The sequence below is a fragment of the Pedobacter fastidiosus genome (assembly GCF_014306625.1).
In the GTDB taxonomy this organism is placed as follows: domain Bacteria; phylum Bacteroidota; class Bacteroidia; order Sphingobacteriales; family Sphingobacteriaceae; genus Pedobacter; species Pedobacter fastidiosus.
Genome location: NZ_JACRYL010000004.1, coordinates 203883 through 226091 on the forward strand (window position 1 = coordinate 203883; position 22209 = coordinate 226091).

Genomic DNA, 22209 nt, shown 5'->3' on the forward strand with positions numbered 1-22209 from the left:
TTAACGTTTGTATTTTCCATTTAATTTCTATATCGGCTTTTGATAAATTGTTTTTGATTTCAAAGCCTCGTTTCTTTGAATTGTGAATTGGGCAACAACTCAATCACCACAAACCAAATTATAAACATATTGAGCTAATGGAAAAGATCTACTCCCTAAGGAACTGGTGTCTGCTATTTTTGTTATTCTTATCCAATTGGGTATTCGCCCAAAACGGTGTGGTAACAGGACAAGTAAACGACGAAAAGAACCTCCCACTACCTTCAGCAATTATTACTGTAAAGGGTACAACAATCAAAACCGCTACAGATGTAAACGGTTATTTTAAACTTTCTGGCGTTCCAACGGGTTCGCAAACCTTGGTGGCAAGCTTTATTGGCTACAATAATTTAGAAAAGCAGGTAACCGTAAACACATCAACAAATTTAAGTTTTCAACTTCAGCCATCTTCCCAAATACTGAATGATGTTGCTGTTATTGGCTATGGAACCATTCGCAAAAGCGATGCAACAGGGTCATTAAGTGTGGTTACCGCAAAAGATTTTAATAAAGGTGCTGTAAATTCTATTCAGGATGCAATCGTGGGTAAACTGCCCGGAGTTGTAATTACCTCAAATAGTGGCGCACCTGGAAATACATCTACCATTCGCATTCGCGGTGGGGCATCTTTAAATGCCAGTAACGATCCATTAATTGTAATTGATAACGTTCCGATAGATAATACACCAATGGGCGGTTCTGCCAATATTTTGGCAAGTATAAATCCTAACGATGTGGAGAATATCACCGTTTTAAAGGATGCTTCAGCCACTGCTATTTATGGAGCTCGAGCATCAAATGGGGTTTTATTAATCACCACAAAACGAGGTACTAAACAGTTTCAGGTAAATTATGGCTTAACCACTTCGTTATCGGTTTTGCCAAAGTATGTAGATAATTACACAGGCGATGAATTTAGAGCTGTTGTAAATAAAGTTTACGGTGGCCAAACTGCAATTACTTCTTTATTGGGCTCGGCAAATACAAATTGGCAGGATGAAATTTATCAAAAGGCTTTTGCGCAAGATCATAATTTAAGTGTTTCAGGAACAGCCAAAAATCTTCCATATCGATTATCTTTAGGTTACAACAATTCTGATGGTGTTTTAAAAACTTATAATTTTAGCCGTACAACTTTGGCTTTGGGCTTGGATCCGAGTTTGTTTCAAAATCATTTAAACATTCACTTAAACCTAAAAGGATTATATAATACCAACAATTTTGCCGAACAGGCCGCAGTTGGCAACGCTGTAAATTATGATCCAAGTCAACCGGTTTTTAATGGTAACACAAGGTGGAGAGGCTATACAACGTGGACAAGCGATCGTACTCCAAATGGCCCACCGGTAACTTTAGCAACTGCAAATCCTGTTGCCATGTTAGATTTAACAGATAATACTTCGGTAGTTAAAAGAAGTATTGGGAATGCACAATTTGATTATAAACTTCATTTCTTTCCAGATTTGCATGCCAACTTAAACCTTGGTTATGATTACGAAAAATCGGTTGGGCATAATAACGTTCAAGACAATACACAGTGGGTTTACACTCCAGTTGTTGCTGGCGGTCGGTTAAGCAATTACAATGAAAGTCGAAAAAACCAGTTGGTAGATTTTTATTTAAACTACAATAAGGATGTTAAATCGATAGAAAGTGTATTTAACGTAACTGGTGGTTATTCTTGGTCGCATTTTTACAGAGAGGGCGGAGGCACATCATCTGATGTAGCCATGACTTCCATTCAACCACCTAACGAGTACATAACAGAATACTATTTATTGTCTTTATTTGGACGATTAAACTATACTTTCAAAAACAAATACCTTTTAACTTTTACCCTTCGTGATGATGCGACGTCGAGGTTTGCGCCTGATAAACGTTGGGGCTTATTTCCTGCAGGTGCTTTAACCTGGAAAATTAAAGAAGAAAGCTTCCTTAAAAATAGCAATACTTTATCCGATTTAAAATTAAGATTGGGTTATGGAGTTACAGGTCAGCAGGATTTGAATAATGGGAATAACTATCCTTATTTAGCAAAATACACCATTAGCGATCAAACTTCTAGATATCAGTTTGGCAATACATTTTACAATACTTTGCGTCCTGATGGTTATGATGCAAACATAAAATGGGAAAGCACTACTACATCGAACATTGGTTTAGATTACGGTTTTCTTAATAATCGCTTAACAGGTTCATTAGATGTTTATTACCGTAAAACGAAAGATTTATTAAGCATTGTAAACGTTCCCGTTGGAACCAATTTTACAGCTACTGTTTTAACCAATATCGGTAGTATGGAAAATCGCGGTGCAGAGTTTAGTTTAAATGCCGTGGTGATTCAGAAAGAAAATTTTAACTGGCAATTAGGGTATAATATCAGTTATAACAAGAATAAAATTACACGTTTGGCTTTAAATGATGATCCGAATTACATCATCCAATTGGGCGGAATTTCTGGAACAACCTCCGGAACCATACAAGCTCAAAAAGTAGGTTCGCCAATTAACTCGTTTTTTGTGTATCAGCAAATTTATGATGCAAATGGAAAACCTGTAGAAGATTCTTATGTAGATCGAAATGGCGATAATATAATCAATAGTGCCGATCAGTATATCTATAAAAAACCAGATCCAACAGTTCAAATGGGGATAAATTCGAAACTGACCTATAAAAAATGGGATTTTAGTTTCTCTGGAAGATTAAGTCTTGGAAATTACAATTACAATAATGTTGCTGCCGGAAGTACTTATCGCGGTTTATATTCTTCGTTAGGTTATCTATCTAACCAAACCAAAGCAGCAGAAGATACCCAATTCACTACAGCTCAACAAACTGTTTTATCTGATTATTACATTCAGAAGGCTTCGTTCTTCCGTATGGACAACATTACATTGGGCTATTCTTTACCAACTTACGTGAAAAATAAGTTAAAAATCCGTCTTAATGCCGGTGTTCAAAATGTGTTCGTAGTTACACAGTATAAAGGCTTAGATCCAGAAATAAGTGGAGGGTTGGATAACAATTTCTTCCCTCGAGCGAGGATTTACCAATTAGGATTAAACTGTAATTTTTAATCATTAGATCAAGAAAACATGAAACTTCATAAATCAATACTTAGCATATTTTTACTTTCAGCAACGCTGATTACAGCTTGTAAAAAGGATTTGGATGTAAAACCAAAAGATCCTAAAATTATTTCTTCGGCTACGGTATTCGATAGTCCTGAATCTTACAAACAATTTTTGGCAAAATTATACGCCACACTTTCATTAACAGGGCAAAAGGGCGAATTCGGTGCTGCAGAAATTTCTGCTCCAGATGAAGGCACTACAGCTTTTTTAAGAGAATATTGGTCTGCACAGGAAGCAACTACAGACGAATGCATCAACGCATGGGGCGATGGTGGCTTGGTAGAATATCATGGGCACAATTGGTCTGATCAGAATTCTTACGTAAAACTGATGTATCAGCGTTTGTTCATCAATATCAGTTATTGCAATGAATATATCCGTTCGGTAAACGATAAAATGAGTGGTTTAGATGGGTCGCTAAAAGCAGATGTAACCCGCTATCAGGCAGAAGCAAGATTTTTAAGAGCTTACTTTTACTGGTGTGCAATGGATTTATACGCTAACGTTCCTTTTGTAACTGAAGCTGATAAACCAGGTGCTTATTTGCCAAAACAAATTAAAAGAGCCGAATTATTCGCCTATATAGAAAGTGAGTTAAAAGCAATTTTGCCAGCATTGGCTGATGCCGGAACAAACGAATACGCAAGAGCTGATAAGGCTGCTGCATGGGCATTATTGAGTAGATTATATTTAAACGCTGAAGTTTACACAGGCCAAGCCAGGTATACCGATTGTATTACCTATACCAACGAGATTTTAAACTCTGGAAAATATGCCTTAAATGCGAGTTATCCGCAATTGTTTTTGGCTGATAACCATAAATATAGGCAAGAAATAATAATGCCTATTGCTTGTGATGGAACTAACTCGAGAAGTTATGGCGATATGACATTTATTATTCACGCTGGAGTTGGAGGTTCTCAAGATGCTGCAAACGATTATGGAATTGCTTCTGGAGGTTGGGCAGGAAACAGAATGACAAGTTCTTTTGTGACTTCTAAATTTGCTGATCCATCTGGAGCGACAGATAAAAGAGCGATTTTCTACACTAAAAATCAGACATTAACGATAACGCATCCAACAATTTTTACAGAAGGATATATATCTGCAAAGTTTAAAAATATAACTTCAACAGGCGCTGTTGGCTCGAATAGCACCTTTGCAGATACCGATTTTCCTTTGATTCGCTTGGGCGAAATTTATTTAAACTACGTTGAAGCAACAGTTCGTGGTGGAGCAGGTGGCGATGCTGTTAAAGCTTTAAAACTAATTAATGATTTGCGCACCAGAGCCTATGGAAATACATCAGGAAATATTTCTACTGCGCAATTAAATCTAAATTTCTTGTTGGATGAACGCGGAAGAGAGCTTTATTGGGAAGGCCATAGAAGAACAGATTTAATCCGTTTTGGAAAATTTACTGGCAGTGGCTTACTGTGGGATTGGAAAGGGAATGTTATAACTGGAACAGGCACTGATGCCCGCTACAACATTTTCCCAATTCCTGCTTCAGATTTATTGCTTAACACAAATTTAGTTCAAAATCCAGGTTATTAAATCTCCCAATCATGAAAAGATTAATATATTTCATCCTATTTTTTGTAACTGCTTTTACAGCCTGCAAAAAGGATAATAACATTGTTGCAACAATAAAAACCAATGTTGGTGCACCAATTATAACGATTCCGGTAAATGCTTCAGCAATTGTAATTACTGCTCCCGATACCACAAAAGCCTTTAAAGTAAAATGGAAAAAGGCAGATTTTGGCGTGGCTGTGGTTTTAAATTATACGGTTCAGCTAGATGCTGCTGGCAAAAATTTTGCAAGCGCCGTAAATATTGGTAACTCAAACGCCGATTCAGTTTCTATGTCGCTTGGGAGTTTAAATACTACTTTGCTAAATGTTCTAAATCTAACTGCAAATGCAAAATCAGATGTAGAAATTAGAGTTACCGCAACTTTAAGTAATAACAACAAAATCACTTCGGTACCAATTAAAATTTCGGTTACAACGTATAAAGAGCTGGCGCCAGATAAATTATTTGTTCCTGGAGCTTACCAAAATTGGGCACCAGATGTTGCGCCGTTTATTCGTTTCGTAGCCGACTCTAAATATGAAGGTTTTGTTTATATGAGTGTGGCCGATCAATTTAAATTTACCTCTGCTGCGGATTGGAACCATATTAATTATGGTGATGGTGGCGCTGGTAAATTAACAACCGATGGTCTTGCTGGTGGTGTAACAGTTAGCGCACCAGGTTATTACAAACTTAATGTAGATACCAAAAACTTAACTTATTCTACCGCTTTAATCCAATCTTTCGGAATTATCGGTTCTGCAACTTCAGGCGTTTGGGACAATTCTACACCAATGACTTATGATAAAACCAATGGCGTTTGGAAAGTTACTGCAAACTTGGTGGCAGGTGCGCTAAAATTCAGAGCAAATAATGTTTGGGATATCAATTTTGGTCCGGCAGATGTAAATGCTTTTACAGGCACATTAATTCAAACCAACGATGCCATCACCATTACCGCAAATGGAAATTACACCATCACTATTGATTTTAAACAAGCTACAGCCAACAAATATTTGTACACGGTAGTTAAAAATTAGATTCGTACAAGGAAGAACGAAATTAAAAGTTCTCGTTCTTCCTTTTTAAATTCTTAAAATGAAATTTAGAAATATATTCTACCAATTCATATTCGCACTTGTTTTTTCGCTTTCTGCTTTTAGTCAAACTAAACCCGTTATACAAATTGGGCAAGTAAAGGATGTAAAAATTGGGAAACAGGATGTAGACATTACTTTAGATAATGCCTTCGCTAAAATAAGTGTCTATTCCTCATCCGTAATCAGAGTTAGGATAGATCAGAAAGTATTAGATGCTGATTTTTCGTATGCAGTTGTCGGGAAACCGTTAGATGTAAAATCCGTGATCACACAAAATGATCAAGAGATAAGCATCACCACAGATTCTTTGAAAGCCGTTATCCAGAAAAAACCTTTCAGTATAGCATTTTACACTTTGGATGGAAAAGTAATCAATGAAGATGAAAAAGGGTTAACCACCTCTTGGGTTTCATCATCAGTTACTAATTATAAAAAAATGCAGGCTGATGAACATTTTGTGGGCTTAGGAGAAAAAACTGGAAATTTAGATCGCAAAGGAAACGGCTATACTAATTGGAACAGTGACGTTTATGGCTACGCGGTTACTGCTGATCCACTATACTCTACTATTCCATTTTACATTGGTTTGCACCATGGGCTAAACTATGGGTTGTTTTTAGATAATACATATCAATCTGATTTTAATTTTGGAGCAAGCAACAATCGTTTTTCATCTTTCGGTGCGAGAGGAGGAGAACTAAACTATTATTTTATCTACCATAAAAAGGTAGCAGATATTATCCGTTCTTATACTTATTTAACAGGAAGAATGCCTTTGCCTCCGATGTGGTCGCTTGGTTATCAGCAAAATAGATATAGTTATTATCCAGAGGCCGAAGTGATGCGCATTGCAAACACATTAAGAGAGAAGAAGATTCCTGCCGATGGAATTACTTTGGACATTCATTATATGGACGCTTACAAGCTCTTTACATGGAATAAAGATCGTTTTCCAAACCCATTGAAAATGAATACCGATTTAAATAAATTGGGTTTTAAAACAACTGTAATTGTAGATCCTGGAATTAAGGTAGAAAAAGGCGCAGGTGCTTATGAACGAGGTATTAATGATAATATCTACATTAAATATCTAGATGGAGAACCCTACACAGGTCAGGTTTGGCCGGGTTGGTGTAATTTTCCTGATTTTACAAGCATAAAAGGAAGGGCTTGGTGGCGCAATGAAGTTAAATTCTTTTCGGCATCTGGTGTAAGTGGCATCTGGAACGATATGAATGAAATTGCGACTTGGGGACAAAAAATGCCAGATAATGTGCTATTTGATTACGATGGAAAACAAACAAGTCACTTACAGGCACACAATGTTTATGGTTTGCAAATGGCCCGTTCGAGTTATGAAGGAGCCAAAGAAGAATTTAAAGAACGGCCATTTATTTTAACGCGTTCTGGTTATGCTGGGTTGCAACGTTATACCGCAATCTGGACTGGTGATAATCGGGCAGAAGATGATCATATGCTTGCAGGTGTGCGTTTAATGAATAGTTTGGGCTTAAGTGGCGTTGCGTTTTCGGGAATGGATATTGGCGGGTTTACCGGAAATCCAACTCCAGCATTATATACAAGATGGATCGAATTGGGGGCATTTACGCCTTACTACAGAAATCATACAGCTTTGAATACCAAATCATCAGAACCATGGAGCTTTGGTGAAGATGTTTTAGATATTGCTCGCAATTACATCAGTTTACGTTACCAGTTGTTGCCGTATTTATACTCAAATTTTTATGAAGCCACGCAAAGTGGATTACCAATAATGCGTTCATTGGCAATTAATTATACTCACGATCCTAAAATTTTGGATGCTCAGTTTCAAAATCAATATGAGTTTGGAAACGCCTTTATGGTTGCGCCATTTGAAAGCAGTAAAGAATATGGTAAAATTTATTTTCCGACAGGTAATTGGTACGATTTATTTACCGATGCAAAATTGGCTGGAAATCAAGAGAAAATTATTCAGTTGAACGCCAATAAACTTCCTGTTTTTGTAAAGGGAGGAAGCATTATTCCACAACAATCGTTGATTCAAAATACTGGTGAAAAACCCACGGATACGTTGACCATTCATATTTATAAAGGCGATGTTGCAAATAGTTTCGTGTATTACGAAGATGATGGCAAAAGCTATAATTATGAAAAAGGTGGCTTTTATAAACGCCTAATTACTTTTGATCCAGTAAAAAAACTGATCAATTTTAACCAAGTAGAAGGAGATTACAAGAGCCAGTTTAAATTTATAAAACTCGCTTTCCATGGTTTTGAAAGTACATCTGGATTTAAAATTGAGAACAAAAAAATCGATTACACTACAAGTAAGTTTGCTTGGATGGGCGCTGCAAACAATACCGATCCTCAAGCTAACCCATATCCACCTGAAAACTGTTTAATAAAATTTTTTTTGATTAAAAATGAAGCAGGAAGCATTTTAATAAATTATTAAGAATAAGAAATATGAAACTCACAAACATCCGTACCCGAATGAAAATATTATCGCTACTCTTTCTAGTTACTATTTCGGCTGTTCAATGCAAAAAATCTGGACCTGATTCGCCCACACCAACGCCACCAATTGTAACGCCGACAGATGGTTATAAAGATCCTGTAGCTTATGGAACACCATTTGCAAAGGTGCCGAATACTCTAGATGCAGTGGTTTATGAGGTAAATCTTCGCTCTTTTAGTCAGCAGGCAAATTTAAAAGGTTTGCAAGATCGCTTGGATAATCTTAAAAGTTTGGGCATAAATGTAATTTGGTTAATGCCAATTTATCCCGTTGGGCAATTAAAATCGGCAGGCGGCTTAGGCTCCCCTTATGCGGTTAAAGATTACAACGCCGTAAATCCAGAATTCGGTACTTTGGATGATTTGAGACTGGTAGTTGAAGAGGCACATAAGAGAGATATTGCCGTAATTTTAGATTGGGTTGCAAATCATACTTCGTGGGATAACGCATGGATTAGCAATAAGGCTTGGTACAAACAAGATGCAAATGGAAATATAATAATCCCGCCAGGTACAAATTGGAATGATGTGGCTGCCTTAAATTACGATAATGCAGATATGCGCAAAGCAATGATTAGGGCAATGAAATATTGGGTTTTAACGGCTAATGTAGATGGTTATAGATTTGACGCGGCAGATTTTGTGCCAACAGATTTCTGGAAACAAGCTCTAGATACGCTAAAAAAATTCGATACCAGAAAGCTGATTTTATTGGGTGAAGGAAGTAAAAAAGAACAATTAACAGCAGGTTTCCAACTCAATTATGCCTTTGATTATTACAACACTTTAAAGGGGATTTTTGCTGATACGCAAGCACCAAGCTCCATTTTTGCAACCAATACCAATGAAAATAATACCTTGGTTAGTGGAAGTTACAAATTGCGATACATTACCAACCACGATGTTACATCTTCTGATGGAAGTGCAATAACCATTTATAAGGGTAAGCAAGGTGCTTTAGCTGCATTCGTTTTGGCCAGTACAATGGATGGAACGCCGCTTTTATACAATGGACAGGAGGTTGGTTGCCCTAAAAAGATTGATTTTTTTTACAAAGATGCAATTGATTGGACCACAAATCCAGATATGCTTGATGAATATAAAAAGCTAATTGCATTTAGAAAAACCAGCGAAGCTGTAAAAAGAGGAGCGCTAACAGTTTTTAATAATACAGACATTATTGCTTATGAAAAAGTTTCTGGAACGGATGATGTTGTTATCTTAGTTAATGCTAGGGCCACGGCAATTAATTACGCTTTGCCTGCAACTTTACAAAATACAACTTGGAAAAATGCACTTACTTTGGATAATGTTGCCCTAGCTACTCAGCTTACGTTGCAACCTTATCAATATTTAATCTTGAAGAAAAACTAATTTCAAATACACAAATGGTTTTAGCAATAGGCTCTAGCATTAATTTGTTAGAGCTTTTTGTTTTAATTTATTTTTAGTGTAGCGTTTCCGCAGTATCATTCGTTTTAGAAATAAATTATTACTTATGAAACCAAACGCTAAAACCTTTTTGTTGCTCTTCATTACAATGGCTATGTTTTCGGCTTTGTTTTTTACCTGCAAAGAGCCTGGCCTGAGGACTAAAAGCGTCGATGAACAAATTCTCAAAGTACTTTACTCGGATATAGAAAAGCAAGCACATCAATATCCATGTGAAAATGCTGGCGAATGGAAGTTTGTAGAGGTTGGATCAAGACCTTGTGGTGGAGCATCAGGATTTATTGCCTATTCTTCAAAGGTTGATGAGAAAGCCCTTTTTGAAAAGATAAAATTATTTACAGAAAAAGAAGCTATTTATAATGAGAAATATAATGCTATGGGGCCTTGTGCAATTATTGTGGCGCCAAAAGGCGTGGCTTGCGAAAATGGAAAACCAAAGCTCACTTATTAATCATTAAAAAGATAATCTTAAAATTCTTATCAAGTAAAAACACCTTTCTGTAACGGTTTTGAACCTTTCCACATATCATCCTTTATAGAATTAAAACGTTTATTAATCTTTACAAACTAATCAAAGCAAGTAACCCAATTATTATGAAGAGGCTCTCAATTCTTTCCATTTTGCTACTTTTTGTTGTCTTACACTTTTCATGCGAAAAAGATGTTCAAACAAAAATGTGCTATCAAGTAAAATACATTTCCGCTTATTGTCCAAATCAAGATGCTTCTTTAGTGAGCTTTACAGCTAAAAATAAAGATGCTACGCCAATATTAGATAGTAATGGAGATGTAATCGATTATCAAGCTGCATTGCTTAACGTTCCTGAAAAATTTAAAGTTCCAGGGAAAATTTTCTATGTAAAATACCATTATAAAGATGGCGAAGAAGAAAGTGTTCCTTGTCCGGCAATTACACTACCTGTAAAGGTTTTGTCTGCAGATGGAGTATCAGCAGAAGATTGTAATTCAAACTAATTAAAAGCTGTTGTGTATTCCAGTTTATGGTAGCACAACAGCTTTTTTAATTTATTTTACGTATTCCTTAATAAAGATTTGAGGGTTATAATACCTTTCATTCAATTGTGTTTTGTTCATGGTAAGCCAGCTTGCACAGCCGTAATCATCAAACTTCTTTCTAATCTCTAAGTGAAGGTGATGATAGTCTCCACCATATTTTTTGCTTTCCGCAGGCGTAAATAATCTTGCTAGTTTAGTGTGTTCATTAACCTGCTGACCAGAGTTTACGTAAACTTCCTTTAAGTGTTTGTAGGTTGTAAACATAATGGTTCCATTTTTCAGTTGGTGCTTTATAACAACGGTACGTTGGTTTTCTGTTAAATGGATAGAGCAAACAACGCCATTTGCCATTGCAAATACACTTACTAATTTATCTTTCGGCTTTGCCGGATTAACATCTATAGCGGTGTGAATATGGCCTTTTAAAAAGCTATCGCGATGATCGCCAAAAATGCTAATGATTTTTAAGTTTTTTACATTTTTGCGGTCTCCACCCTCGAAAGGCAAAAACCATTGATCGGCAATTTTAGCAGGAGCAACATCTACGTAATAGGGTTTCCATCGATTTTTATCGCTCTCTATGGTTGGCGTTTGAAAAAAAAATGCAGAAAAGAGAATAAAAAGAATTGATCTCATGCTTAGATTGGTTTAAAAAAACAAGATAAGATTTTATTCTTTATGGTTGTTGATCAAACATCAATACTGAATCCTTGGTCCGTGTCTTCACGTACCAATATTTAGGCCTTCAATAATCTTCTAATCATTTTTTCTTTAATTCAATTACTGTAATCTCTGGCCAAATACCAATCCGACCAGAAAAGCCAAGAAAGCCAAAACCTCTGTTTACATTAAGATATCTTCCGTTTTCGGTTTTGATACCCGCCCAATGTTTGTAACGATATTTTACTGGACTCCATTTAATTCCGAAGGCTTCTATTCCAAACTGCATCCCGTGGGTATGGCCCGCTAAAGAAAGCTGAATTTTTGAAGGATTGTTTTTAACTTGGGCATCCCAATGAGAAGGATCGTGAGATAAAAGAATTTTGAAATCATCAACAGATGTGTTCTGTAATGCTTTTTTCAAATCGCCACGTTCTCCAAAACCTATTCCCCAGTTTTCTATTCCGGCAAGAATAATTTTTTGATCACCTTTGGTTAATTCTACGTGCTCATCCAACAGCAATCTAAATCCCAGTTCTTTATGATAATCTTTTAATTGTTGGAGATTTTGAGTTTTAGCCAACTCTGATGGCCACTTTACATAGTCGCCATAATCGTGATTTCCTAGAACAGAGAATTGCCCGAAAGGTGCTTTAATTTGCGAGAAATGGCCAATATAAGGTTTAATCTCTTCTGAAGCATTGTTTACCAAATCACCTGTAAAAACAAATAGATCGCTCTTTTGAGCATTAATCATATCAATTCCTTTCTGTACCGCTTTTGGATTTGTAAAACTTCCGGCGTGTACATCAGAGATTTGAGTTAAAGTAAAGCCATCAAAATTTGATGGTAAATCATCAAAATATAAAGTATGCTTAATCACTCGGTACGCATATTTCCCTTGGGTAATTCCGTAAGCAAACAAAGCAATGGTTAAGCAGAACATTACAAAAGCAATATCTACCCAATAATTGCTTCTTGTTAGCCAATGATAACCTTCAGCTTGGAAATTTGAGGTAAGTGCTAAAACAAATCTATAGAAATCGCCCAAGAGCAGAAATAAAGCAAAAACAAACTCCGCAACAAAAACAATTAAAAAGGCGTGACTAACAATCTGAAAAAAACGATTCATGCCTTGAATCCGCATTTGTTGGATGGCATAAAAAAGCGTAAAGGTTAAGCCAACAATGAAAATCCAAAAAATAGGACTTAAATATGTAGAACTATTTAAGGTGCTTAAGCCAGATAAAACGTAAGCATTAAGCGCTAAAAATAATAGGGTAATTATGAGGATTGGTAATAAACTGAGTCTTTTCATTAAAAAATGCAATTAAAATTTAAGTAAAATTAGATTTTAAACGCAGATTAAAATGCTTGTAAGCTGTGGTTTACGTATTTTGACTGTTGTTTGATTAATGTTAATTCGCTTTAGTCCACTTAATCATTACCGATCTTAAATCATCAAGTGTAAAGGGTTTTGCCAAAAAATCTTTCATTCCAGCATTTAAACAAGCATCTTTATCCGTTTGCATGGCATTGGCACTGCATCCAATTATAACAGGAGGCTGAACGTTTCTTGATTCATATTGCTTCAAAATTTCTGATGTTGCGGTTAAGCCATCCATTTCTGGCATTTGCATATCCATTAAAATTATATTGAAATGTTCCTCATCTACTTTTTCTACAGCCTCAACGCCATTATTGGCAATCTCATATTTATAACCAGATTTTTGAAGCATTTTTGAAACTACAATCTGATTAAAAACATTATCCTCAGCTATTAAAATGCGCATTCCAGCTATGGGAAGATTATTTTTATTTGGAATAAGGTTTGTGTTTTTGGCTAACAAACTTGTATGATAGGCTTCTACCGGAATTGTAAAAGTAAATGCAGAACCCACATTTATTTGGCTTACAGCAGCAATTTCTCCGCCCATCATTTCTGCAAGTTTCCTGCAAATAAGTAAGCCTAAGCCGGCTCCACCAAATTTTCTGGTAATGGTTGGGTTAATTTGAGAAAAAGGTAAGAAAAGTTTTTTTATATCCTCCTCGGCAATTCCGATTCCTGTATCTTTTAATATGGAAGTAAGAAAGCCTCTGCCATTTTGAATAGAATATTTTACAATCAGCTTAACATATCCTGATTCTGTAAACTTGACGGCATTGCTTAATAAGTTGATTATGATTTGTTTGTATCGAATTTCATCTGTAATAATATATTCTGGCGTGGTCGATTCTACTTCTAGAATTAAGCTTATATTCTTCTTGCTGAAAAGAGGTTTTACAATATCTTCCGCATCTTTAATGCAATTTCTAAATTCAAATGGATGGTTATGGATTTCCATTTTATTCGCTTCAATTCGTGAAATATCGAGTAAATCATTCACAATATCAATCATGATACTGTTACTTGCCTGCAAAGTATTTAAAAGTTCGGATTGCTCGGTGTCCAGTTTAGTTAATTTTAAAAGTTCAGATGCACCAGTTATGCCGTTTAATGGTGTTCTAATTTCATGACTCATATTGGCCAGAAATCTCGATTTAGCCTTGGTAGAAGATTCTGCCTCTTCTTTGGCAATTAACAGTTCTTGTTGAGACATTTCCAAGCGTTGTTTACTTTTCGTTAAAAGAAAACGTTCATAATCTGATACTTTTCTGTACACGATTAACATGAAAATCATCATGAAAGAAATATTCAAGAAAGCGAAAATTAAATCGAAATTTCTAGCAGAATCATTTGGGTAGGGAGTAATTAATGATGGAAAAATATGCTCTAAAACAATGCAAGATCCAGCAGTAGCAATAAAAAAAAAGACAAATAATAATTGAAATTTTTTTGAAAGCGAGAGAATCGCAACGCTTAAATAAAATATTAAAAAAACTGGTGTAGAGCCAAGTGAGCCTCCATTTAAAAACCACGATGGAAACATGGTTATGCAATTGAAAATGAAATACCAAAATCGGCCGTTTTCCGAAATTTTATCTTGTAGTGCAAAATAGTAAAACGTGGAATGAACAATAATGTAGAAAATAATTAATAAGTTATTTAGCCAGGTTAATCCTAAAATTAAATTGCAAATTATGCTAATGGCAGAAACAATAACCAGGCATAAGCAAAGAACTGCGAACAACTTTGATTCGATGCTAATTTTACGATTCCCAATATTTAATAGACTGATATTTTTTAGCATTAAAAGTTGTTTTTTAGATAAATATAAAGAATTGCAGTAATTTTTGTACGTCAATAAATATTTACTGTTAATCGTTGTATTTATCGCTTGTTTTATATATTACATACTTTTATTAGCTTTGTGCAAATATGCTATCCAAAAAAACAAAATACGCCATCAAAGCACTTGTTGCACTTGGCAAAAATATAGAAAAACCGCCAATGCAAATCTCGAAAATTGCAGAGGAAGAGCATATCCCTAAAAAATTCTTAGAACAAATTCTTTTAGATTTACGTAACGCAGGCTTTTTATATAGTAAAAAAGGTGCTGGAGGTGGTTACAGTTTGAACAAAAAACCAGAAGAAATCTTATTGGTACACGTAATGCGAGTTACTGATGGTCCAATTGCGATGGTTCCCTGTGCCAGTTTAAATTTTTATCATAAATGTGATGAATGCGTAGATGAAAAAACTTGTGGAATTAGAAGTGCATTTATCGATGTTAGAGATGCTACACTTAAGGTTTTAACCGAAACCAGCATTGCTGATGTAATTGGTAGAGAAGATACCCTAAAGCTAGGAATCGATAATCTTTAAAATCTAGATTTCTCGTCATTGCGAGGCACGAAGCAATCCTACAACTCTGGCTAATTGAAAATTTAATTCATCCGTTTGTTTCAAACAGATTGCTTTGCAAATTATCTGCATGGCAATGACGACAGTATATTAAATTTTCTTTATTAAGAATTCCCAATAAAGTCATTAAATAATCTTTTTTAATAAAAATTACGACTATTCCTATATACTTTATATATTTGGCAGATGAACTTCAGTTTTATACAGAATCAAATTTCTACCCACATGATGTGCTATTGTTGTAAAACAAAGTAGAAGAGGGTATTTTAATAATTTATAGGTATAAAATATTGGATGCTTCTCAGTAAAAGAGAGGCATTTTTTGAATAAAGCTAACAACACATATGCAAAGTTTCAGAACAGAACTCGAAAACAATATTGTCGAGCAGGACATTATCGATTTAGAGAATAAGATTAAGGCTTTTCGCGATGGAACCATTCACGATGAGAAATTTAGAAGTTTACGTTTAGCTCGTGGAGTTTACGGACAAAGACAGCCAGGCGTACAAATGATTCGCATTAAGTTGCCCTTTGGAAAAGTAACCTTTAAGCAACTTTTGCGCATTGCCAATATTGCTGATGAATATGGAAGTGGAAACCTTCACTTAACAACCCGTCAGGATATTCAATTGCACTATGTAAGTTTAGATAGAACACCAGAGCTTTGGGCAAAGCTAGAGCAAGATGATATTACGCTTCGCGAGGCTTGCGGAAATACCGTTCGGAATGTTACTGCATCACCAAATTCTGGAATTGATGCCGATGAACCTTTCGATGTTTCGCCTTATGCACACGCAGTTTTCAAATACTTTTTACGGAATCCGATTTGCCAGGAAATGGGCAGAAAGATCAAGATTTCATTCTCATCAAGCGATAAGGACACAGCTTTTAGTTACATTCATGATTTAGGATTTATTCCAAAAATTGATGAAAATGGTGAACGTGGCTTTAAGGTTCTATTTGCAGGTGGTTTGGGTGCACAACCTTTTCTGGCCAATGCCGTTCACGAATTTTTGCCCGAAGATCAATTGATTCCTTTCACCGAATCGGTTCTACGTGTTTTCGATCGTTACGGTGAACGTACCAATAGAAACAAGGCTCGCTTAAAATATTTAGTTCAAAAATTGGGTTTAGATGAAGTTTTACGTTTGGTTGCTGAAGAGCGTATTGCCAATAAAGTGAAAACTTTCAAAATAGACACCACAACAGTTCCTCAGCCCATTTTGCCTTTAGAGCAAAATTATACCGAGGTTGAAATCTTAAACGAAACCCATTATAAGCATTGGTTGGCTACAAATGTAGTGGAACAAAAACAAGCTGGATTTTATGGCGTTTACGTTAAAGTTCAGGTTGGCGATATTAAAACAGACAAAGCTCGTGCTTTTGTAGATGCCATTAGACTTTACGTTGCTGATGAAATCAGGATTACTCAAAATCAAGGCTTGTTATTAAAATTTGTACGCAAAGAAGCGTTGCCTTCATTGTATTCGTCCTTAAATAAAATTGGTTATACAACCGCAGGCTTTGATAGTTTGGCAGATATAACCACTTGTCCAGGAACTGATACCTGTAATTTGGGGATCTCCAATTCAATGACTTTGGCTGAAGTTTTGGAAGATGTAATTTATACCGATTTTCCAGAATTAATCTATGAGAAAAACATCAAGATAAAAATAAGTGGCTGTATGAATTCTTGCGGTCAGCATGGTTTGGCAGAAATTGGTTTTCATGGAAGTTCTGTTAAAGCCGATGGAAAAGTTGTTCCCGCAGTGCAGGTTATGCTTGGTGGGGGAACAGTTGGAAACGGTGTTGGTAGAGTTGCAGAACGTGTAATTAAAGTTCCATCGAAAAGAGCAACTAGCGTTTTGCATTTCATTTTAAATGATTTCAAAGCCAATAACTTAGAAGATGAAAACTTCCATCAGTATTATGATAGAAAGGGTAAAGATCATTTTTATCAACTGTTGAAACCATTGGCAGATTTAACCAATCTTCAGGATGAGGAATTTGTAGATTGGGGGCATGTAGAGCAATTTGCAACGGCCATTGGTGTTGGAGAATGTGCCGGTGTGGTAATAGATTTGGTAGCTACGCTATTGTTAGAGTCTGACGAGAAATTTGGATGGGCACAACAAAATCTAGAGAAAAAAGCTTATGCTGATGCTATTTATCATACTTACAGCACATTCGTTAGTGCAGCAAAAGCATTGCTTTTGGATAAAAATGTAAACAGCAGTACACAAGTTGGCGTAATCAGAGAGTTTGATAATCACTATGTAGAAACGGGCGAATTCGATTTGCCGACAAACTTTTCAGATTTGGTTTTGCAAATCAACAAAAACGAACCGACAGCAGAATTTGCAGAGAAATATTTTAACGAGGCTGATGCTTTTTTAAGCCAGATTAAGGAAAAAAGAGCAGTAGCAGTGAAGTAGATTTGAGAGATTTGATATGAGATTTGAAAACTTTTTAAGCGCCAAACGTAATATGCCAAACGCTTTTAATTCACTCATTCAAAAAGCACTCATTCAATAATTTAAAAAATTATGATTAATCAAAATAAAGAATCAAAAATTACACTTTTAGGCGCTGGTCCGGGCGATCCTGATTTACTTACGCTAAAAGGTGTTAAGGCACTACAAACAGCTGATGTGGTATTGTATGATGCTTTAACAAATGAAGCATTATTGGAACATGCTCCAGCTGATGCGATTAAAGTTTATGTAGGTAAACGCTCTGGAGAACATTCTTACCCTCAAGATACCATCAATAAATTAATGATTGATTACGCATTAAATTACGGGCATGTTGTGCGGTTAAAAGGTGGCGATCCATTTGTTTTTGGAAGAGGATATGAGGAATTGGATTACGCGGCGTCTTATAGCATTCCGGTAAGTGTAATTCCAGGTATTTCGAGTTCAATCGGCGTTCCAGGTTTACAGCAAATTCCGGTTACGCACCGCGGAATGAGCGAAAGTTTCTGGGTAATTACAGGCACAACAACTTCTGGTGAGGTATCAAATGATATTTATCATGCGGCGCAATCAAATGCGACTGTAGTTGTTTTGATGGGATTGAAAAAATTATCTAAAATTGTAGAAATTTTTAAAGCTGCTGGTAAAGGTAATTTGCCAACGGCTGTGGTTCAAAATGGCTCGGCTGAGGATGAGAAATTAGTGGTAGGAATAATAGATACCATTGAAAATTTAGTGGCACAAGAAAATGTTAAAGCCCCAGCACTGTTAATATTTGGAGAAGTGGTTTCCCTTCATCCATCGTTTAAAACTTTAGTTAAACAATATGCAGCTATCTCCTAATCAAGAAAATAATGCGGAAACTTTTTCTGATGAGGAAAAAGGAAATCAGCTATTTCCAGTTTTTATAAAACTGAACAAGCTCCGTACATTATTAATTGGTGCAGGAAATATTGGTCTGGAGAAATTAACGGCAATTGTAAACAACAGTCATCACGCAAAAATTACGATTGTTGCAGAAATTATTTCACCAGAGGTTTATACACTTATCGCAAATTATCCGCTAATAAAAGTAAAGCAAAAAAGTTTCGATGTTGATGACTTGAATGATATCGACATTGTTTTCGCCGCTACAAATAACATAATTTTAAACGAAGAGATTAGAGTGGTTACACATGAACGCGGCCTGCTCATTAATGTAGCCGATAAGCCAGATTTATGCGATTTCTACTTGGGTTCTATCGTTCAAAAAGGAGATCTTAAAATTGCGATTTCGACCAATGGAAAATCTCCAACCATCGCAAAGCGATTAAAGCAGATCTTGAACGAGGGAATTCCGGCTGAGCTTGATGAGACCTTGCAAAATATGAGTGCCCTGCGGCAAACTTTAAATGGTGATTTTTCAGCGAAAGTTAAGAAGTTAAATAAGGTTACTCAAAGTTTAATTAACCCTAAAAAGAGTTTTGCCGAACGAAACATTAAGTGGTTAATTTGGGTTGCAGCGGTTTTGCTAATCGGTGCCATTGGTTTCTCTTTGTGGAACACCGAGCCAGAATTTCAAACTTTCCTAATCAATATCGATCCTTTATTTTATTGGTTTTTGGGTGCGGGTTTTGTTTTTGCTTTAATTGATGGGGCTATCGGAATGTCATATGGTGTAACCACTGCATCTTTCTCTTTAGCAATGGGCTTACCGCCTGCATCTGCAAGTATGGCCATCCACATTTCCGAAGTGATGAGTAATGGTATTGCCGGTTGGATGCACTATAGAATGGGAAATGTTAACTGGAAATTATTCAAAATATTAATTCTTCCTGCAATAATTGGCGCTGTTTTAGGGGCTTATATTTTATCCTCTCTAGAGCATTACAGTTCTTATGTAAAACCTGTTGTTGCAGTTTACACCTTGTTTTTGGGTGGCGTAATCTTGATGAAAGCTTTCAATATCCGAAGAAAAAAAGCAAGTGAAAAAATTAAAAAAATTGGATTGCTTGGTTTCGTTGGTGGTTTTATTGATGCTGCATTTGGCGGCGGATGGGGATCAATCGTTTTATCTAGTTTAATTGCAGGTGGAAGGCACCCGTTATTCTCTTTGGGAACCGTTAAAATTAGTCGTTTTTTTATTGCAACATTAAGCTCGTTAACATTTTTCACCATGTTGGGTGGTAAACATTGGGAAGCTGTTTTAGGCTTAATTATTGGTAGTGCTATAGCATCGCCAATAGCGGCAAAGGTTTCAAACAAAATTTCTGCTAAAACCATTATGGTGGCAGTTGGAATTATTGTTATGATTGTTAGCTTGCGCAGCGTAATTGTGTTTATATTAAAATTGATTTAAGTGATGGAGAATCTAGAGGTGATAAAACAAGAACTATCAGGGTTGACCACTATAGATAAGTTAAAATTTTTGGCAGATAAATATGCCGATAGAATAATCTTTTCAACCAGTTTTGGCTGGGAAGATCAGGCGGTAACACATTTAATTTTTGCAAATAATATCCCAATTAAGGTTTTTACCTTGGAAACCGGTCGCTTATTTCCTGAAACCTATTATGTTTGGAACCGTACTTTAGAAATTTATAATAAGCCAATTCATGCCTACTATCCTAAAAACGAATTATTGCAGGATCTGGTCAATACAAAAGGACCAAATAGTTTTTATGAGTCGGTAGAAAACAGAAAAGAATGCTGCTCCATTCGTAAAATCGAACCTTTGAAGCGAGCACTTCAAGGGAACGAAATTTGGATTACTGGCATTCGAGCCGATCAAAGTGCAAATCGTGAAGATATGCATGATCTAGAATGGGATGAAGGAAATCAATTGATCAAATTTCATCCAATATTCGATTGGACGCTAGATGATGTTAAAAGTTATATCAAAGAAAACAACATTGTTTATAACACGCTACATGATAAAGGTTTTCCAAGTATCGGTTGCGCACCATGTACAAGAGCAGTACAACCCGGAGAAGATTTTAGAGCCGGAAGATGGTGGTGGGAAGATCAAAGTAAAAAAGAATGTGGCTTGCATGCTACAGCGGTTGAAAAGGTAAAAGACTAAAAACCAAAGCAGATAGCGATTTGCTTTAACCAGTGGTGAAGTTAAACTCTGAGGAGTATCTCCCTTTTGAGGGGTTGGGGGAGGAATTAAATAAACGGTTCGTGGAGACACGAACCATGGCGATGGGATGTCTATGCACCCTGTAATTCCCCTCTTTTAGAGGGGTGCCCGTAGGGCGGGGTGTTTCTTTCAAATAGCAGAAAACCTCACCATTTGCAAGGCAGAACTTGACGCGGTTCACTGCATCCCTCTCCTTGATCCCGATAGCTATCGGGAGAGGGAAATTGTTAGACAGTAGGTTTGCATTAGCCGAAGCACAAAACTGAAATCCCTCTCTTCAGGGAGAGGGACAGCAAAAAAAAAGCCAAAGCCCAAACATTGATAGGGTGAGGTTTTTAGAGTCATCACAATGACAACAAAAAAGACAACAATAAAGTATGAGTACATATAATTTTGATTATTTAGATGAATTAGAGGCCGAGGCAATTCACATTTTACGTGAAGTTGCGGGGCAATTTGAAAAACCTGCCTTGTTATTTTCTGGCGGTAAAGATTCAATTACTTTAGTTCGTTTGGCAGAAAAAGCTTTTCGTCCGGGAAAATTTCCTTTTCCTTTAGTTCATATTGATACAGGTCATAACTTTCAGGAAACAATCGATTACCGCGATAAAATGGTAGAAAGAATTGGCGAAAGATTAATCGTTGGTTCCGTTCAAGAATCTATCGATCAAGGTAAAGTGGTAGAGCAGAAAGGTAAAAATGCCAGTAGAAATGCATTGCAAACCGTTACTTTATTAGATACAATTGCGAAATATGAATTCGATGCCTGTATCGGCGGTGCCCGAAGAGACGAAGAAAAAGCCAGAGCAAAAGAACGTATTTTCTCAGTTCGAGATGAATTTGGACAATGGGATCCGAAACGTCAGCGCCCAGAACTTTGGAATATCTACAATGGTAAAATCCATAAAGGAGAAAATGTTCGTGTTTTCCCCATCAGCAATTGGACGGAGCTTGATGTTTGGAACTACATCCGCAGAGAAAATATAGAATTACCCAGCATTTACTTCTCGCATGAACGCGATGTAATTACCAGAAACGGACAATTAATGGCCGCATCGCCGTTTTTAAATATGGATGATGAGGATTTGGTATTCAAAAAGCAAGTGCGTTTCCGTACTGTTGGCGACATGTCTTGTACGGCTGCGGTAGAATCTGAAGCGACATTAATTGATGATATAATTTCAGAAATCAGTGCTTCAAAAATTTCTGAACGTGGTGCACGTTTGGATGATAAGGTTTCGGAAGCAGCAATGGAGGACAGGAAAAAGGGAGGATATTTTTAAGGGAGATTTGAGTATTGAGATGTGGG

General features: G+C 36.3%; 16 protein-coding genes and 1 pseudogene. 14 read left to right on the forward strand and 3 right to left on the reverse strand.

Annotation, left to right across the window (positions count from 1 at the left end; translation table 11 throughout):
• Window positions 1-137 precede the first annotated feature (137 nt).
• From H7U22_RS06040 to H7U22_RS06070, 7 genes are all read left to right on the forward strand, one after another.
• Window positions 138-3116: a SusC/RagA family TonB-linked outer membrane protein gene (locus H7U22_RS06040; RefSeq protein WP_187070446.1), complete on the forward strand. Its 2979-nt coding sequence runs from the start codon at window positions 138-140 to the stop codon at window positions 3114-3116.
• An 18-nt stretch (window positions 3117-3134) separates the two neighbouring features.
• A complete protein-coding gene (locus H7U22_RS06045) occupies window positions 3135-4730 on the forward strand; it encodes a RagB/SusD family nutrient uptake outer membrane protein (RefSeq protein ID WP_187070447.1) in 1596 nt (531 codons plus the stop codon).
• Between the two features lie 11 nt (window positions 4731-4741).
• Window positions 4742-5791: a SusE domain-containing protein gene (locus H7U22_RS06050; protein WP_187070448.1), complete on the forward strand. Its 1050-nt coding sequence runs from the start codon at window positions 4742-4744 to the stop codon at window positions 5789-5791.
• A gap of 58 nt (window positions 5792-5849) precedes the next feature.
• Window positions 5850-8309 carry a glycoside hydrolase family 31 protein gene (locus tag H7U22_RS06055; protein ID WP_187070449.1) on the forward strand — a complete coding sequence of 820 codons (2460 nt, stop codon included), beginning with the start codon at window positions 5850-5852 and terminating at the stop codon, window positions 8307-8309.
• A gap of 11 nt (window positions 8310-8320) precedes the next feature.
• Window positions 8321-9745, forward strand: a complete 1425-nt coding sequence (locus H7U22_RS06060) for an alpha-amylase family glycosyl hydrolase (protein WP_187070450.1) — start codon at window positions 8321-8323, stop codon at window positions 9743-9745.
• 124 nt (window positions 9746-9869) lie between these two features.
• On the forward strand, window positions 9870-10274 hold the full coding sequence (locus tag H7U22_RS06065; protein ID WP_187070451.1) for a hypothetical protein: 405 nt from the start codon (window positions 9870-9872) through the stop codon (window positions 10272-10274).
• A gap of 143 nt (window positions 10275-10417) precedes the next feature.
• Window positions 10418-10798: a hypothetical protein gene (locus tag H7U22_RS06070; RefSeq protein WP_187070452.1), complete on the forward strand. Its 381-nt coding sequence runs from the start codon at window positions 10418-10420 to the stop codon at window positions 10796-10798.
• Window positions 10799-10849: 51 nt separating this feature from the next.
• Here the strand turns inward: H7U22_RS06070 and H7U22_RS06075 are convergent, their stop codons facing one another.
• The 3 genes from H7U22_RS06075 to H7U22_RS06085 form a co-directional block, all read right to left on the reverse strand.
• Complete coding sequence (locus H7U22_RS06075) at window positions 10850-11476, reverse strand: M23 family metallopeptidase (RefSeq protein WP_187070453.1); 627 nt, start codon at window positions 11474-11476, stop codon at window positions 10850-10852.
• A 124-nt stretch (window positions 11477-11600) separates the two neighbouring features.
• Window positions 11601-12818, reverse strand: a complete 1218-nt coding sequence (locus H7U22_RS06080; protein ID WP_187070454.1) for a metallophosphoesterase — start codon at window positions 12816-12818, stop codon at window positions 11601-11603.
• 100 nt (window positions 12819-12918) lie between these two features.
• Window positions 12919-14430, reverse strand: a complete 1512-nt coding sequence (locus H7U22_RS06085) for a response regulator (RefSeq protein ID WP_187070455.1) — start codon at window positions 14428-14430, stop codon at window positions 12919-12921.
• A 304-nt stretch (window positions 14431-14734) separates the two neighbouring features.
• Between H7U22_RS06085 and H7U22_RS23480 the strand changes: the two are divergent.
• The 7 genes and pseudogenes from H7U22_RS23480 to cysD all read left to right on the forward strand — a co-directional run.
• Window positions 14735-14803, forward strand: a pseudogene (locus H7U22_RS23480) (hypothetical protein); the annotation flags it as partial.
• 16 nt (window positions 14804-14819) lie between these two features.
• Window positions 14820-15266 carry an RrF2 family transcriptional regulator gene (locus tag H7U22_RS06090; RefSeq protein WP_187070456.1) on the forward strand — a complete coding sequence of 149 codons (447 nt, stop codon included), beginning with the start codon at window positions 14820-14822 and terminating at the stop codon, window positions 15264-15266.
• Window positions 15267-15649: 383 nt separating this feature from the next.
• Window positions 15650-17740 (forward strand): HEPN domain-containing protein, encoded by a 2091-nt coding sequence (locus H7U22_RS06095; RefSeq protein WP_187070457.1) that lies wholly within the window; start codon window positions 15650-15652, stop codon window positions 17738-17740.
• 111 nt (window positions 17741-17851) lie between these two features.
• Entirely contained in the window at window positions 17852-18622 is a 771-nt protein-coding gene (gene cobA / locus H7U22_RS06100) for a uroporphyrinogen-III C-methyltransferase (protein ID WP_187070458.1), read from the forward strand.
• Window positions 18606-20117, forward strand: a complete 1512-nt coding sequence (locus H7U22_RS06105; RefSeq protein ID WP_187070459.1) for a TSUP family transporter — start codon at window positions 18606-18608, stop codon at window positions 20115-20117. The genes cobA and H7U22_RS06105 overlap by 17 nt, the downstream gene beginning before the upstream one ends.
• 3 nt (window positions 20118-20120) lie before the next feature.
• Entirely contained in the window at window positions 20121-20840 is a 720-nt protein-coding gene (locus tag H7U22_RS06110; RefSeq protein ID WP_187070460.1) for a phosphoadenylyl-sulfate reductase, read from the forward strand.
• Between the two features lie 437 nt (window positions 20841-21277).
• Entirely contained in the window at window positions 21278-22183 is a 906-nt protein-coding gene (gene cysD / locus H7U22_RS06115; RefSeq protein ID WP_187070461.1) for a sulfate adenylyltransferase subunit CysD, read from the forward strand.
• The last annotated feature ends 26 nt before the right edge of the window (window positions 22184-22209 follow it).

Bases quoted from the DNA above. Each gene is read 5' to 3' on its own strand.
- H7U22_RS06105 (WP_187070459.1), top strand. From the start codon at position 18,606: ATGCAGCTATCTCCTAATCAAGAAAATAATGCGGAAACTTTTTCTGAT.
- H7U22_RS06040 (WP_187070446.1), top strand. From the start codon at position 138: ATGGAAAAGATCTACTCCCTAAGGAACTGGTGTCTGCTATTTTTGTTA.
- H7U22_RS06080 (WP_187070454.1), bottom strand. From the start codon at position 12,818: ATGAAAAGACTCAGTTTATTACCAATCCTCATAATTACCCTATTATTT.
- cysD (WP_187070461.1), top strand. From the start codon at position 21,278: ATGAGTACATATAATTTTGATTATTTAGATGAATTAGAGGCCGAGGCA.
- H7U22_RS06075 (WP_187070453.1), bottom strand. From the start codon at position 11,476: ATGAGATCAATTCTTTTTATTCTCTTTTCTGCATTTTTTTTTCAAACG.
- H7U22_RS06050 (WP_187070448.1), top strand. From the start codon at position 4,742: ATGAAAAGATTAATATATTTCATCCTATTTTTTGTAACTGCTTTTACA.
- H7U22_RS06095 (WP_187070457.1), top strand. From the start codon at position 15,650: ATGCAAAGTTTCAGAACAGAACTCGAAAACAATATTGTCGAGCAGGAC.
- H7U22_RS06055 (WP_187070449.1), top strand. From the start codon at position 5,850: ATGAAATTTAGAAATATATTCTACCAATTCATATTCGCACTTGTTTTT.
- H7U22_RS06045 (WP_187070447.1), top strand. From the start codon at position 3,135: ATGAAACTTCATAAATCAATACTTAGCATATTTTTACTTTCAGCAACG.
- H7U22_RS06090 (WP_187070456.1), top strand. From the start codon at position 14,820: ATGCTATCCAAAAAAACAAAATACGCCATCAAAGCACTTGTTGCACTT.
- H7U22_RS06070 (WP_187070452.1), top strand. From the start codon at position 10,418: ATGAAGAGGCTCTCAATTCTTTCCATTTTGCTACTTTTTGTTGTCTTA.
- H7U22_RS06060 (WP_187070450.1), top strand. From the start codon at position 8,321: ATGAAACTCACAAACATCCGTACCCGAATGAAAATATTATCGCTACTC.
- H7U22_RS06065 (WP_187070451.1), top strand. From the start codon at position 9,870: ATGAAACCAAACGCTAAAACCTTTTTGTTGCTCTTCATTACAATGGCT.
- H7U22_RS06085 (WP_187070455.1), bottom strand. From the start codon at position 14,430: ATGTTTCCATCGTGGTTTTTAAATGGAGGCTCACTTGGCTCTACACCA.
- cobA (WP_187070458.1), top strand. From the start codon at position 17,852: ATGATTAATCAAAATAAAGAATCAAAAATTACACTTTTAGGCGCTGGT.
- H7U22_RS06110 (WP_187070460.1), top strand. From the start codon at position 20,121: ATGGAGAATCTAGAGGTGATAAAACAAGAACTATCAGGGTTGACCACT.